This is a genomic window from Salicola sp. AFF1, assembly GCF_056783195.1.
In genome coordinates this window covers 13,551-28,815 of record NZ_JBXAYL010000030.1, presented here as the reverse complement: position 1 = coordinate 28,815, position 15,265 = coordinate 13,551, and the positions used below count along the sequence as shown (strand labels likewise).

General features: G+C 62.1%; 9 protein-coding genes. 4 read left to right on the top strand and 5 right to left on the bottom strand.

Going from position 1 to position 15,265, the window contains the following annotated elements:
• Window positions 1-105 precede the first annotated feature (105 nt).
• From AC1RQI_RS14860 to zwf, 3 genes are read right to left on the bottom strand one after another with little or no spacing between them, the layout of a single operon-like run.
• Window positions 106-771 carry a bifunctional 4-hydroxy-2-oxoglutarate aldolase/2-dehydro-3-deoxy-phosphogluconate aldolase gene (locus tag AC1RQI_RS14860; RefSeq protein ID WP_481905409.1) on the bottom strand — a complete coding sequence of 222 codons (666 nt, stop codon included), beginning with the start codon at window positions 769-771 and terminating at the stop codon, window positions 106-108.
• 2 nt (window positions 772-773) lie between these two features.
• Window positions 774-1,496 carry a 6-phosphogluconolactonase gene (gene pgl / locus AC1RQI_RS14855; protein WP_481905408.1) on the bottom strand — a complete coding sequence of 241 codons (723 nt, stop codon included), beginning with the start codon at window positions 1,494-1,496 and terminating at the stop codon, window positions 774-776.
• Window positions 1,480-2,955: a glucose-6-phosphate dehydrogenase gene (zwf, locus tag AC1RQI_RS14850; protein WP_481905407.1), complete on the bottom strand. Its 1,476-nt coding sequence runs from the start codon at window positions 2,953-2,955 to the stop codon at window positions 1,480-1,482. The genes pgl and zwf overlap by 17 nt, the downstream gene beginning before the upstream one ends.
• A 209-nt stretch (window positions 2,956-3,164) precedes the next feature.
• On the opposite strand from zwf, the gene hexR reads away from it, so the two are divergent.
• From hexR to AC1RQI_RS14830, 4 genes are all read left to right on the top strand, one after another.
• Window positions 3,165-4,034, top strand: a complete 870-nt coding sequence (gene hexR, locus AC1RQI_RS14845; protein WP_481905406.1) for a transcriptional regulator HexR — start codon at window positions 3,165-3,167, stop codon at window positions 4,032-4,034.
• 240 nt (window positions 4,035-4,274) lie between these two features.
• Entirely contained in the window at window positions 4,275-5,609 is a 1,335-nt protein-coding gene (locus AC1RQI_RS14840; RefSeq protein WP_481905405.1) for a carbohydrate porin, read from the top strand.
• A 162-nt stretch (window positions 5,610-5,771) separates the two neighbouring features.
• Window positions 5,772-8,972, top strand: coding sequence for a pullulanase-type alpha-1,6-glucosidase (gene pulA, locus AC1RQI_RS14835; protein WP_481905404.1), 3,201 nt, complete (start codon window positions 5,772-5,774; stop codon window positions 8,970-8,972).
• A 235-nt stretch (window positions 8,973-9,207) separates the two neighbouring features.
• Window positions 9,208-10,875: a glucan 1,4-alpha-maltotetraohydrolase domain-containing protein gene (locus AC1RQI_RS14830; RefSeq protein ID WP_481905403.1), complete on the top strand. Its 1,668-nt coding sequence runs from the start codon at window positions 9,208-9,210 to the stop codon at window positions 10,873-10,875.
• Window positions 10,876-11,046: 171 nt separating this feature from the next.
• Here the strand turns inward: AC1RQI_RS14830 and AC1RQI_RS14825 are convergent, their stop codons facing one another.
• Both AC1RQI_RS14825 and aceE read right to left on the bottom strand, forming a co-directional pair.
• The gene (locus AC1RQI_RS14825) at window positions 11,047-12,384 is read right to left on the bottom strand and encodes a 2-oxo acid dehydrogenase subunit E2 (protein ID WP_481905402.1); all 1,338 of its coding nucleotides are present in this window, start codon (window positions 12,382-12,384) and stop codon (window positions 11,047-11,049) included.
• A 10-nt stretch (window positions 12,385-12,394) separates the two neighbouring features.
• Entirely contained in the window at window positions 12,395-15,043 is a 2,649-nt protein-coding gene (gene aceE, locus AC1RQI_RS14820) for a pyruvate dehydrogenase (acetyl-transferring), homodimeric type (protein WP_481905401.1), read from the bottom strand.
• Window positions 15,044-15,265 lie beyond the last annotated feature (222 nt).

Here is a 15,265-nt window from a genome sequence, read left to right as displayed (position 1 = left end):
GACCGCTGCGAGCCTTGCCCGGAGCCACTACACTGGCAGAAACGCCGTCTTCGGCCATTCATGAGAAATTCGGGCTAGGGGGGGCCGGGTGAGCACCACCAGGAATCAGTCAGCCGACTGGAGGCTTTGGAGGCTATACTGGGCGATTCGCGTGACAGACTGCCAGTCCCCCTCCCTCAGCGCATCGCCGGGCGTGAGCCAGGTGCCACCCACCGCCGCCACGTTGGGCAGCGCAAGATAGTCGCTGGCGGTGGCTTCACGAATGCCCCCCGTTGGACAGAAGCGCACATCCCCGAAAGGCCCCCCAAAGGCCTTCAATGCCGCTACGCCACCGGCAGCTTCAGCGGGGAAGAACTTGAAGGCCCGATACCCCAGGCGATAACCCTCCATCATTTCCGACAGGGTCGCGACGCCGGGCACCAGCGGCGCCGTTGCGCGGGTACCATAGTCGAGCAGCTCCCGGGTCGAGCCTGGCGTGATCACGAACTGCCCTCCAGCCTCTTCAACGGCCTTGTACTGATCCAGCGTGGCGACGGTGCCCGCCCCTACCCAGATCTCCGGATGGCGCGCGCGCAGCTCGGTGATGGCGTCCAGGCCATAGGGCGTGCGCAGGGTGATTTCCAGCACGCGCAGCCCGCCGGCCACCAGGGCATCGCCCAGGGGAACCACTTGCGCCGGATCGTCGATGGTGACCACCGGAACCAATGGGGAGGCATCCAAAACCCGGTCAGCTCGCTCCCTCAATGACGCGGCAAGTTCAGACTCTGCCATACTCAAGCACTCCAGTAGACGGTCAGCCCATCGCGCAGAAAGGCACGGATCGGCATGGAAAGGATGTCGTCTGGTTTGGCCAGCGCCTGCTCCAGCGTGGCAAGCTTGTCGTCACCGGCAAGGTGCAGCACCCGGTGGCGCGCCGCATCAATGACCGAGCGGGTCAGCGTGATCCGCCCCTGTGCCGCGCCCGGCGGAGACATGGCCCGACAGCGCGCGACACCATCCGGATCCAGGGCCTGCGCCAACCCCGGCGTACAGGGAAACAGCGACGCGGTATGACCGTCCGTCCCCATTCCCAGGATCACCACATCCAGGCAGGCCGGCAGGATAGCCAACCGCGCCTCCACCTCAGCCTGACCTTCCTGCGGCGAGGCCGCCTCCGTGACCAGAGGAATGAAGTTCGCCCGTGCGGCCAGTCCCTTCAGAAGATGCTCGCGCAGCAATCGAGCGTTGCTGGCATCATGGGCTTCCGGTACCCAGCGCTCGTCAACCAGGGTGATGCTGACGTTTTCCCAGGCCAGCGGCTCCCTTGCCAGCGCCTGAAAAAACGGCACAGGGGTGCTACCACCGGACACGGCCAGGGCCGCCGTGCCGCGCTCGGCAAGCGCCTCCCGCAACCATGCCGCAACCTGTTTCGCCAGGGCTTCACCCAGAGCCTGCTTGCCCTCGGCGCAAACCGTGGTGACGCCTTCGGGCCAAGCCAGATCAGCCATCCTCTTCATGCCAGCTCCACCCATCCCGCGTGATCATGGCAATGGAGGCAGCAGGCCCCCAGGTACCGGCCGCATAGCGCTTGGGCGTCTCGTCGGACTCTTCCCAACTCTCGATGACACCATCAACCCAGCGCCAGGCCAACTCCACTTCGTCGCGTCGCACGAACAGGTATTGATTGCCCTTCATTATCTCCCACAACAAACGCTCGTAGGCATCGGGAATACGGCTTGCATCAAAGGCCTCGGAGAAGTTGAGATGCAACGGGCCCTGGCGCAGACGCATGCCTTTGTCCAGCCCCTGATCCTTGGTCGATACCAGGAGGGAAATCCCTTCATCCGGCTGAAGGCGGATCATCAGTTTGTTGTTGGCCAGATGCTTCTGATCCGGGTCGAAGATGTAGTGCGGCGCTGCCTTGAAATGAATGACGATCTCGGACAGTTTCTTCGGCAAGCGCTTGCCCGTACGCATGTAAAACGGGACACCGGCCCAGCGCCAGTTCTCGATCTCGGCCTTGAGCGCCACAAAGGTCTCGGTGCGACTGCCTCCAGCAGCCCCTTCCTCTTCCAGATAACCCGGAACCGGCCTTCCGTTGGCGATACCGGCCCCGTATTGGCCACGAACCAGATGGGTGTCCATCCTATCCGGCGTAATGGCCCGCAGCGCCTTCAGCACCTTCACCTTTTCGTCGCGAATGCTGTCAGCGGACAGATCCGCTGGCGGGTCCATAGCAATCAGGCACAACAGCTGCAACAGGTGGTTCTGCACCATGTCGCGCATCTGCCCCGCCTCGTTAAAATAGCCCCAGCGCCCCTCAATGCCCACCTCCTCGGCCACGGTGATCTCCACATGGGAGATGTGGTTCTGGTTCCACTGGGAGGCAAAGAGGTTGTTGGCAAAACGCAGCGCGATGAGGTTCTGGACTGTTTCCTTGCCCAGGTAATGATCGATCCGGAAGATCTGGCTTTCATCGAAATAGTGGGCGAGTTGATCGTTAATCTCACGAGAGGAAGCCAGGTCGTGACCAATGGGCTTCTCAACCACGACGCGGGTATCGCTCCCAATGCACTGTGCCTGATGGAGCCCCTCGCCAATCAGCCCATAGATGGTGGGCTGGGTCGCCATATAGACAATCAGGGGCACCGGGCGCTGTTCCCGCCAGCGCTTCAGCGCGGCATACCCTTCCGCCTCCGTAAAATCCAGGGCCTGATAGTCAACCTTCCCCAACAGGCGCTGAACCACACCGTCGTCCAGCTCACTCGGGCTGACCTCCTCCGCCAATCGCTCCGCAAGCCGTGTAGCAAACGTTTCCGGGTCCATCGCTTCGCGAGCCAGCGCCAGGATGCGCGACTCGGCCGCCAGCAACCCGGCCCGCTGCAACTGATAGAGGGCCGGCCAGAGCTTTCGCTGCGCCAGATCGCCCTGAGCGCCAAACAGCACCAGATCCGAAACTGTGTTATTGACTTCCATGGGGCATGATGCTCATGTAGTAATATTTCGCACCATTCTTCCATATAATCCGAGAAATTCCAACACTACCAAGTTTTATTTAGTGAATTTAACTACATAACAAGATCCAAAACCCCGCCTGAACGCTTCAGTTTCGTTCGACAGCCTGAGCGGCACGTCGGTATAGTACGCAATTCCGTAAGTTCACTACGTGGGGAGCCCATCAAGCCATGGCCGAGTCCGAAACCCCCAACCTGCTGGAAGCGATACGCGACCAACTGGACAGCCTCAACCGCTCCGAGCGCAAGGTGGCCGATGTCATCCTTAACGATCCAGCCGCTGCGACCCGCTCCAGCATCGCCTCACTGGCACAGGCAGCGGACGTCAGTGAGCCCACGGTCAATCGCTTCTGTCGCAACTTCTCCACCAAGGGATTCCCGGACTTCAAGATCCGGCTGGCGCAAAGCATGGCCAGCGGCACGCCCTACGTCAGCCAGAGCGTCGATGCCGACGACAGCGTCGACGTCTTTGCCGACAAGATCCTGCGCAGCACCATCGCCAGTCTGGACGAAGCCCGGAAAGCCCTGGACAGCCAGAAACTGGGCGAGGCCATCGACTACCTGATCCAGGCCAAGCAGGTGGCGTTCTTCGGCATGGGCGGATCAGCGGCGGTGGCCCTGGACGCCCAGCACAAGTTCTTCCGCTTCAACATCCCGGTCACCGCCTATGACGACGCCCTGATGCAGCGAATGGTCGCCGCCGGCGCCAGCACCGGCGACGCCATCGTCGTCATATCCTACACCGGACGCACACGCGATCTGGTGGAAATCGCCCAGTCCGCCCGGGAGAACGGCGCCACGGTGATCGCCATTACCGCACCGGAGTCCCCTCTTGCCGAGGCCTGCACCGTGACCCTGGAAGTGACAGCCCCGGAAGATACCGAAATGTACATCCCCATGACCTCGCGCATCATCCACCTGTCCATCATCGATATCCTGGCCACGGGCGTCACACTGAAACGCGGGGCCGACTTCCAGACTCACCTCAAAAAGATCAAGGACAGCCTCAAGCCCACACGGCTTCCGCCCAATGAGCCATAAGAGCGCTCGGGACCACCTACGCCCCTCCTCCCCCTCCCTAACTCGTCCCTAACTCCTCCCTAACTCCTCCCTGAAAAGTTGACGCCGGGAGGATGTTGCCACTTGCACACTCCGTAACCATTGCCACACGTTTCCCGATTCCGGGATTCTTGGGAGAGACGGAATCGCTGACATTCCGCTGCCTGACCAAACAAGAAGGAACCACCGGTTCCCACATACAAGAAAGACAGGATAAGCACGATGACGTCCATAACAGAACAACATCGCACATCTCGCACTTCTCTTGCCCTGGCCGTTGCAGCGGCTTTCATAACCTCACCCGCCCTGGCCGTCGATTTCCACGGCTATGCCCGTTCCGGCCTCTCCACCAATATTGGCAGCGGCGGTGAACAAACCTGTTTCGGCAGCGGCGCCGACGGTCACTTTGTCGGCCGTCTCGCGGATGAGTGTGACACCTACGCCGAACTTTCCCTGGGACAAGAGCTCTTCAGCAAAGGTGACAAGACCTTCCGGTTCGAATCCATGGTCTCCTATGAGGCGCTCAACCAGGGTAATGACTACCAGGCCTACGACGGCAGGGATGACCTGACCGGCATCGACTTCTCCGGCCAGAGCACCACCACCAACCAGACCAATCCCTACGCGGGCGGCGAAGTGGCCGTACGTCAGTTGTACGTTTCCGGCAAGAACGTGGTCGAAGCCCTGCCCGGCGCTACCCTGTGGGCCGGCAAGCGCTTCTATCAGCGTCACGACGTGCATCAGCTGGATCTGTTCTACCTCAACAACTCCGGCTATGGCGCCGGTATCGAGAACATCAAGGCCGGCGCCGGCACAGTCTCCATGGCGTGGATCAACTCCGACAAGCAGGAAGGCGACGACATCGTCCAGAACAACAAGTTCGATCTGCGCTATTCCATGCCTGTCGGCGGCAGCACCCTGGAACTCGTGGGCATCTATGGCATGGCCGACCTGACCGACGCTCAGGACGATGCCGGCCTGGAAGACGATGACGGATTCCACGCCACGGTTGAACTCTCCACCGGAATGATGGGTGGTTTCAACAAGCTGGTGTTGCAATACGGCAAAGACTCCCTGGGTGGATCGGCCTTCGGCAACCAAGGCGCCAACGTAAGCCTCAATGGCCCCTATTGGGACGGTACTCTGAAGGAGAGTATGCGCATACTGGATCATGGTGTGGTCAAGGTCGGACAGGGTTTCGACCTGGGTTACTCCGCCCTCTACCAGCAAGGTGAAACCTATGGTAGTAGCGGAGTGACAGAGGAAGAACCGGAACGCACCAACGTCGTGCTCCGGCCCATCTACAACTGGAGTCCCATCTCCAGCACCGCGCTGGAGGTGGGTTACGACAATGTCCAGAAACCCTCGATGAGCGACGATACCGACCTGCAGAAAGTGGCTATCGCGCAGCAGTGGTCCGCCGGCCCCGGCTACTGGGCACGCCCGGCCATTCGCCTCTACGCCGCAACCTTTTTCGGCGACCAGGCGGAAAACGCCCGTGCCGAGGGCATCGAAGGCGACCTCCAAGTGGGCGCACAAATCGAGACCTGGTGGTAAGCACCCAGCGATATTTTGCATTGGAGAAGGCCGGTTTTTCCGGCCTTTTTCGAATACGACACCGGTATTTCGGCGCTTAAGACAAGGTAACTACTACCCCTTCGCCCCAAGAGGAAAGGGGATAAAAAGCAACAATTGCATAACAACAAGAAGGACTTTGTCATGACCCCCTTACACCTCATGGTCGGGCTTACCCTCGCCTCGGTCTTGCTGGCCGGCTGCCCGAAAACACCGGAAGAAGGTTCCGGCGAAGACGGGCTGATTGAACCCGGCGAACAGGAAGCCGTGCTCTACTACAAACGCGAAGACGGTAACTACGACGGCTGGGGCCTGCACCTGTGGAACTCCGGCGCCTGCAGTGGCGTCGCCAACGGCACCGACTGGAGTGATCCCCTACTGTCCGAAGGCGTGGACCCGAACCACGGAGCCTACTACCGCATCGACCTGACTGCCGATGCCGAGTGCATTAACTTCATTGTCCACAAGGGCGACGAAAAGGATCTGGACGGTGGCGATCAGATGTGGTCGCTGCCGGACTACGGTAATCGCATCTTCACGGTATCCGGCTACGACTATCTCTCTGCCACCCCCTTCGACGAACCACCGGTCACTATCGCCGGGGCCTCCGCCCACTGGCTGGATGCACAGACCCTGGCCTGGTACGGCAGCAACCCCACGAACGTGGAACTGGTCTACTCCAAACAGGCCGGTATCGAGATCGACAACGAGAAAGACCGGGTGAAGGGCGGCAAAGCGGTGGCCCTGTCTCCAACCGCCATGCCGCAGGACCTGCAGGAGCGTTTCCCGCATCTGGCCGACAGCACGGCGTTCGAGGTCACCCTGGACGCCAAGACGCGCGAAAAAGTGTTAAAGGGACAGGTTGTCGCCGTCGCCCGCAACGACGCCGGTGATATCACCGCGGCCACCCAGGTTCAGAACGCCGGTGTGCTGGATGAAATGTATGCCTATGACGGCAAACTGGGCGTCGCCCACAATGGCAACGGACCGCATTTCAGCTTGTGGGCGCCCACCGCCCAGAAGGTGCGCCTGCACGCGTTTGGCCCCGACAAGGCGTTGCTGCCGGGCTTTCCCAAGTCCATGAAAGCAACCGACGGCGTCTGGGAATACCAGGGGGATCCGTCACTGGATCGGGCCTACTACCAGTATGAAGTCACCGTTTACCATCCGGTGACGCAAGAGGTGGAAACCCTGATGGCGACCGACCCCTACGCGGTCAGCCTTTCGCAGAACAGCCAGTACGCCCAGGTGGTCGACCTGTCGGACAGTGACCTCAAACCGGCCGGCTGGGACATGCAGACGCCGCCGGAGGTCGCCCAGCCCGAGGATATCGTCGTCTACGAGTCCCACATCCGGGATTTCAGCGCCCATGACGAAACCGTTTCCCCGGACCTGCGGGGCAAGTACCTGGCCTTCACCGAAACCGGCAGCGACGCCGTGCAGCACCTGACCGACCTCACCGAGGCCGGCATCACCCACCTGCACCTGCTGCCCACCTTCGACATTGCCACCGTGAACGAAAACCCGGCCCAGACCGTGGATATCGACGACCCCTTCCAGGCCCTGTGCGACGCCTCTGAAAACGCCGCCGAACAGTGGAGCGAACACTGTGGCAGCCAGAGCATCCGCAGCGTGCTGGAAAGCTTCGATCCCGCCACCGGCCAGGCCCAGGCCCTGCATGACAGCCTGCGCGGCCTGGACAGCTTCAACTGGGGCTACGATCCCTGGCACTACACCGTGCCGGAAGGCAGCTACGCCAGCGAGGCCGAGGGGACCCAGCGCATCCTGGAGTTCCGTCGCATGGTCCAATCCCTCAACGGCATGGGCCTCAATGTGGTCATGGACGTGGTCTACAACCACACCAACGCCTCCGGAGTGAACGACAAGTCGGTGCTCGACCGCATCGTTCCGGGCTACTACCACCGCCGCAATCCGGAAACCGGCAATGTTGAACAGTCCTCCTGCTGCGAGAACACCGCTTCCGAGCACGCCATGATGGAGAAGCTGCTGATCGATTCCCTGATGACCTGGACCGAGCAGTACAAGATCTCCGGCTATCGTTTCGATCTCATGGGCCACCACATGCGCCGCAATATGACTAGGGCGTTGGAAGCCGTGAAGGCGGTTGATCCCGACACTTACTTCTACGGCGAGGCCTGGAACTTCGGTGAAGTGAAGGATAACGCCCGGGGCGTCAACGCCATCCAGCCCAACATGGGCGGCACCGGCATCGGCACTTTCAATGACCGGGCCCGGGACGCGGTGCGCGGCGGCGGCCCCTTCGACGGCGGCAATGCCCTGCGTCAGCGCCAGGGCTTCGGCAACGGCCAATACGTCTTGCCCAACGAGCTGAACAGCGCCAGCGACGACGAAAAGGCCAGCCTGCTGGAGCGGGCCGACTGGATTCGCAGCGCCATTACCGGCGGCCTGGCCGACTATGTGTTCGAGACCGCCGACGGCAGCGTCAAGGCAGCCCGTAACGTGGCCTACCACGACCAGCGCACCGGCTACACCGCCGACCCCCAGGAGTTGGTGAACTACGTCTCCAAGCACGACAACCAGACCCTGTGGGACAACAACCAGTACAAGGCGGCGGCCACCGCCAGCACTGGCGAGCGCGCCCGGATGCAGATCGTGGGCCTGTCGGTGCCAATCCTGAGTCAGGGCATCCCCTTCCTGCACATGGGCTCGGAGATCCTGCGCTCCAAATCCATGCAGCGGGACAGTTACGACTCCGGCGACTGGTTCAACGAGGTGGACTTCAGCCTCACGACCACCGCCTGGAACCGCGGCCTGCCGCGGGAAAACAAGGACGGCCACAACTGGGACCTGATCAAGCAGATCATCCAGGATGGCAACGCCCGCCCGGATACCGCCTCCATGCAGGCGGCCAAGGGGATGTTCGAGTCCCTGCTGCGCGTGCGTCAGTCCAGCCGGCTGTTCCGTCTCAACACCAGCGGTGAGGTGCAGAGCCGGCTGCAGTTCCACAACACCGGCCCCGATCAAACGCCGGGCGTGATTGCCTACTCCATCGATGACGGCAGTCAGGCGGGGGCGGACCTGGACCCGGCCCGCGACGCAGCCATGGTGATCATCAACGCGACACCGAACGCCCAGACGCTGAGCACCGAATGGACCGGTTTCAACCTCCACCCGGCCCTGCAAACCGGCGACGCGACCACGGCCAGTGCCCGCTTCAACACCGGTGACTTCACCGTGCCAGCCTGGACCACCGCGGTGTTCGAGCAGCCCCAGGACGGCGCCCAGGGGGCCGGCGCCCCGGTCGGCGCTGACGTCAGCGGTGCCGGCGGGCCCGGCGCCCGCCTCAGCCAGAAAACGCGTTAGGAGAACAAAAATGAAAGCAAAAGCCCTGCTCACTTCGTCAAGAAGCTGGAAGGCCAACTGCAGCGGGATATTCGAAAACTTCAAGTTCACGCCGAAAAAACCGCAACCTATGCGTTCTACCTGGATACGTCCAAGGAGACGCCACAGGTCTTTGTAGAGATAAGGGGAATAAAGCTGGACGTTGAACGCCGAGCAAAAGGGTGCTTTTAAAAACAAATACAAGAGGAGTGCAGCGATGCATTTTTGGAAAAAACACCGTCTGGCCGCATTGGGAACAGGCCTGCTGGCCTTGAGCGGCGCTGCCACCGTCCAGGCAGACATGACAGGCGCCTCGGCGAACGGTGTTCGCTATGACGGCGGTGATGAAATCATCCTCCAGGGGTTCCACTGGAACGTGGTTCGCACCCATCAAGGCGAATGGTACAACACCCTCGACAACATGGCCGCCACCATCGCCGCGGACGGCTTCACCGCCGTCTGGATGCCCCCACCCTGGCGGGATCACTCCAGTTGGAGCGACGATGCCAGCGGCACCTACGGCGGTGGCGAAGGCTATTTCTGGCACGACTTCAACAAGAATGGCCAATACGGTTCCGATGTCGACCTGCAAGCCGCAGCCGGCACCTTCGAGAACAAGAGTGTGAAGCTGGTGTTCGATGTGGTGCCCAATCACATGAACCGCTCCTACCAACCCAAGGAAATCAACTTTCCCGCCGGCCAGGGGTATTGGCGCGATGATTGCCAGGACCACGGCTCCAACATCCCCAACAACTGCGATGACGGTGATCGTTTCATGGGCGGGGAAGCGGACCTGAATACCGGCCATCCGGACATTTTCGCCATGTTCCGCGACGAGTTCGCCAACCTGCGTTACAACTATGGCGCCGATGGTTTCCGCTTTGACTTCGTTCGTGGCTATGCCCCGGAACGCATCGATGCCTGGTTGAGCCAGGCTCACAGCAACAGTTTCTGTGTCGGCGAATTGTGGAAGGCCCCCAACGAATACCAGGCCTCCGATTGGCGCCACAACGCCAGCTGGCAGCAGATCCTCAAGGACTGGTCGGACCGGTCCAACTGCACGGTCTTCGATTTTGCCCTCAAGGAGCGCATGCAGAACGCGAGTGTCCGGGAGTGGCAATACGGCCTCAACGCCAACCCCGACCCACGCTGGCGCGAAGTGGCGGTTACCTTTGTGGACAACCACGACACCGGCTATTCGCCCGGCCCCAACGGTGGCCAGCACCACTGGCCCCTGCCGGACGACAAGCGCAAGATGGCCTATGCCTATACCCTGTCCAGCCCGGGCACCCCGGTGGTCTTCTGGCCGCATATGTACAACTGGGGGCTGGGGGACGAGATTCGCCAGCTGATCGATATTCGGCGCGCCGTGGGCATCACCGCCGGCTCCCCGATCAGCTTCCACAATCAATACACCGGCCTTAACGCCACCGTAACGGGGCGTGATGGCACGCTGGTCCTGGCGCTGAATTCCAACCTCGGCAATCCCGGCCAGGTGGCCTCCGGCAGCTTCCAGGACGCTTTCAGCACCGATGGCGGGGCGATTCGGATCTGGACGCAACCCGATGGCGGCAATGACATCGGCACTAGCGCCAGTGTCGACTTTGAGTGCCGCAACAGCCACACCAACTCGGGCGACAGCGTCTATGTGGTCGGCAATCAGCCGGAGCTCGGTGACTGGGACACCACCCAGGCGGTAAAGCTGCCGGATACGAGCGCCTACCCCACCTGGAAAGGCTCCCTGGAGCTGAGCCATGGCGCCGCCGTGGAGTGGAAATGCATCATCCGCAGTGAAAACGACCCCAATGCCGTTCGGCAATGGGAGAGTGGCGGCAACAATACATTCACAGCCAACGACGGGGTCACCACGGTGGGCGAGCTTTAACCCATTGTCGAACTGAACGCAACGGGCGCAAAGGGCCATGGCCCTCCTTGGTTACATCACGATGGGCGACATGCCACAGCATGAGATAAAAGAAGATTGATGACCTGCGGGCATGGCCAGCGACCCCCGATCTGTACGCCCGCCTCATAAAGGGAGATAGGCCGCTTCAGATCAGAGCAACATCCGCCGCATATCCCCCAGCAACTGCCCAACCAGGCTGGTAAAACGGGCGGCATCGGCGCCGTTCACGGCCCGGTGGTCGTAAGAGAGTGACAGCGGCAGCATCAGCCTCGGCTCGAAGGTTTCTCCGTCAAAGCGTGGCTGCCAGTCGGAACGCGAGACGCCCAGGATGCCCACCTCCGGCGTGTTGACGATGGGGGTAAAGGCGCTCCCGCCGATGCCGCCCAGGCTCGAGAGGGTGAAGCAGCCGCCACGCATCTGGTCCGGCTTCAGCTTGCGGTCCCGGGCCAGGGTTGCCAGCTCGGTCAACTCTTCCGCCAGGGTCCACAGGCTCTTGCGGTCCACATCCCGGACCACCGGCACCATCAAACCGTCCGGCGTATCCACCGCCACACCGATGTGCACGTAGTCCTTGTACACCACCTCTTTCTGGTCCAGATCCAGGGACACGTTGAACTGGGGATAGGTCCGCAGGGCATAGGCGATGGCCTTGAGCAGAAACGGCACCATGGTCAGCTTCAGCCCATGGACGTCCGCCTCGCTCTTCTGTGCCTTGCGGAAATCTTCCAGATCGGTGATATCGGCATGGTCGAACTGGGTGACGTGCGGAACGTTCAGCCAGCTGCGATGCATGTTGTCCGCCGTGGCCTGGTGGATTCGGCTCATCGGTTCGCGGGCCACGGGCCCGAATGCCTCGAAGTCGGGCAGCGTGACCTCGGGCAAGCCGGCACCGCCGCCGCCCTGCTCGGCCTTCTCAAGCTGGGCACTCACATAGGCTTCCAGGTCCTCCTTCAGGAGCCGGCCTCCCGGCCCGCTCCCGGTTATCTTTTCCAGCGAAGCCCCCAGCTCCCGGGCCAGCTTGCGTACCGCGGGTCCGGCGTAGACCAGCGAACCGTTCGCCTCGCCATCCGATGGGTCGGGGGCGACATTGTCCGGTTCTGACGGGGCGGGCGTTGCCGGTGTCGACTCCTCGGTCGCGGACTCGTTGGTTGCGGGCGCCTCGCGTTCGGTGGGCTCGGTGGCAGGCGGCGCCGATTGGGCTTCCGGCTCCTGGTCCGCATCGCTGGCAGAAGCGTCCGCCGCCTCACCCTCGCCGGCTTCGAGAACCAGCATGGGATCCCCGGTCTTGACCTGGTCGCCGACGGACACTTTCACGGCCTCCACCTTACCGGCGACGGTGGCCGGTACTTCGATGGTGGCTTTGTCGCCTTCCACCACCACGACCGAATCGTCCACCGACAGCATCTGTCCGGGCTCGACGCACAGCTCAATCACTTCCGCCTCACCGGGGCCGCCCAGATCGGGCACATTCATTTCAACAACGGACATGACAATCTCCTCAAACGTGGGGCGGATAGGGCTTTTCCGCGTCCAGGCCGAACTGTTCCAGGGCCCGGGTAACCAGGGCCGGCTCGACCAGCCCCTGACGCCCAAGGGCTTCAACCGCCTTGACCGCGACACTGTAGCGGTCCACTTCGAAATGGCGGCGCAACTTCTCGCGGGTATCGCTGCGCCCGAATCCGTCCGTGCCCAGCACGTAGTAGTCCGCCGGCACATAAGCCCGGATCTGGTCGGCGTAGAGACGCATGTAGTCGGTGGCGGCGATGTAGGGCCCAGAGACCGGTGACAGGCACTCGGTGACGTAGGGCCTGCGCTCGGGCTCTTCCGGATGGAGGCCGTTCCAGCGCTCGCATTGATAGCCGTCCCGGGCCAGCTCGGTGAAACTGGTAACACTCCAGACATCGGCCTGGATACCGAACTCATCGGCCAACAGGTCCTTGGCCGCCAGCACTTCATGGAGGATGGCTCCGGAGCCCATCAGCTGTGCCCCGGGCCCCTCGCCGTCGGCGGAGGCCACCCGGTAAAGCCCGCGCACGATGCCTTCCTCCACGCCCTCGGGCATGGGCGGCTGAACGTGGTTCTCGTTGAGCAGGGTGAGGTAGTAATACACATTCTCGTCTTCCCCATACATGCGCCGCAGGCCGTCCTGGATAATCACCGCCACCTCATAGGCAAAGGCGGGGTCATAGGAGACGCAGTTGGGCACCGTTGAGGACAGGACGTGGCTGTGGCCGTCCTGGTGCTGCAGTCCCTCGCCATTCAATGTCGTTCGCCCGGCGGTCCCGCCCAGCAGGAAACCCCGGCTGCGCATGTCGCCGGCCGCCCAGCACAGGTCCCCCACCCGCTGGAAGCCGAACATGGAATAAAACAGATAGAAGGGAATCAGCGGAAAGCCGTTGGTACTGTAGGAGGTGGCCGCGGCGATCCAGGTGGACATGGCCCCGGCCTCGTTGATGCCTTCCTGGAGGATCTGGCCCTGCTGGTCCTCCTTGTAGTACATCACCTGATTACGGTCGTTGGGCGTGTATTTCTGGCCTTCGCTGGTATAGATGCCCAGTTGGCGGAACATGCCCTCCATGCCGAAGGTGCGTGCCTCGTCCGGCACGATGGGGACCACCCGGCTGCCGATCGTTTCGTCCTTGACCAGCAGGCCCAGCAGCCGAACGCAGGCCATGGTCGTGGAGATGGCACGCTCGCCCGTCCCCTTGAGCAGGGGCTCGAACAAGCTCAGCGGCGGAACCGGAATCGCCTCGGACTCGCGCCGCCGCCTCGGCATGGCGCCGCCCAGCGCTTCCCGGCGCTGTTTCAGGTATTTGATTTCCGGGCTGTCGGGGTCCGGTCGAAAATAGGGCAGGTCCGCCAGCTCGTCATCCTTGAACGGCAGACCGTAGCGGTCGCGAAAGGCCTTGAGGCCCTCCAGGTCCAGCTTCTTCAACTGGTGCGCCGTATTCTGGGCCTGGCCCTGCTCGCCGAAGCCGTAGCCCTTGATGGTGTGGGCCAGGATCACCGTGGGCTGGCCCTCGTGATGGACAGCGGCGTGGTAGGCGGCGTAGACCTTGTAAGGGTCGTGGCCGCCGCGGTTAAGGCTGTAGATGTCATCGTCGGTCAGGTGCTCGACCCGCTTCTTGAGTTCCGGATCACGGCCGAAGAAATGCTCCCGCACATGGCCGCCGCCGTTGGACTTGTAGTTCTGCATCTCGCCATCGACCGTCTCGTCCATGGCCTTCTGCATGCGTCCGTCGGTGTCCTTCTCGAACAGTGGATCCCAGTGACGCCCCCAGACCACCTTGATGACGTTCCAACCGGCGCCGCGAAAGCTGCCTTCCAGTTCCTGCATGATCTTGCCGTTGCCCCGCACGGGCCCGTCCAGCCGTTGCAGGTTGCAGTTGACCACAAAAATCAGGTTGTCGAGCTTTTCACGACCGGCCAGGCCGATGGCGCCCAGGGTTTCCGGCTCGTCGCATTCACCGTCGCCAATAAAGCACCAGACCTTGCGATCCCCTTTCTCGGTCAGCCCGCGGCAATCCAGGTACTTCATGGTGTGGGCCTGGTAGATAGCCTGGATCGGCCCCAGTCCCATGGAAACCGTGGGGAATTGCCAATAGTCCGGCATCAGCCAGGGATGGGGATAGGAGGACAGCCCGCCGCCGTCCACTTCCTGCCGGAAACCGTCGAGGTGTTCTTCGTCGAGGCGCCCTTCCAGGTAGGAACGGGCATAGACGCCGGGTGACGAATGGCCCTGGAAATAGACCAGGTCCCCTTCCCGCTCGTCATTCCCGGCGTGGAAGAAATGATTGAAGCCGACATCCAGCAGCGTGGCGATCGAGGCAAAACTGGAGATATGGCCCCCCAGGTCCCCTTCCCGCTTGTTGGCTCGCATGACCATCGCCAGGGCGTTCCAGCGGATCAGGGACCGGATGCGGCGCTCCATGAACAGGTCTCCCGGCATGGGCGCCTCTGCATGGGGCGGAATCGTATTACGGTAGGGGGTGACGCTGTGGTCCGGCAGCTCGTAGCCGGCCTGTACCGCGTGTTCGGACAGCTGTTTCAGCAGGAAGCTGGCACGCTTGTTCCCCACATGCTGGTCAACGGATGCCAGGGCATCCAGCCATTCGCGGGTTTCGACCGGATCGTTATCAACAGACATGGACAACTCCAGATTCAATGGAATGGAGCCGGCCACGGGTAATGGCCGACATACCGACGGCGCAGCGACCGGCTTTGTGGGCCGGACTGGCGCTTCTGGAGTCCCCTTTAGGTGTGAAAACCGCCCGCCAGGACAAGAGGCGGGGTTCGTTCACAAAAAGCTGGGGTTGCGATCAGGATCGCTTACAAAATCGCTCACCCTGTTATTGTGGTCCCGGGATTT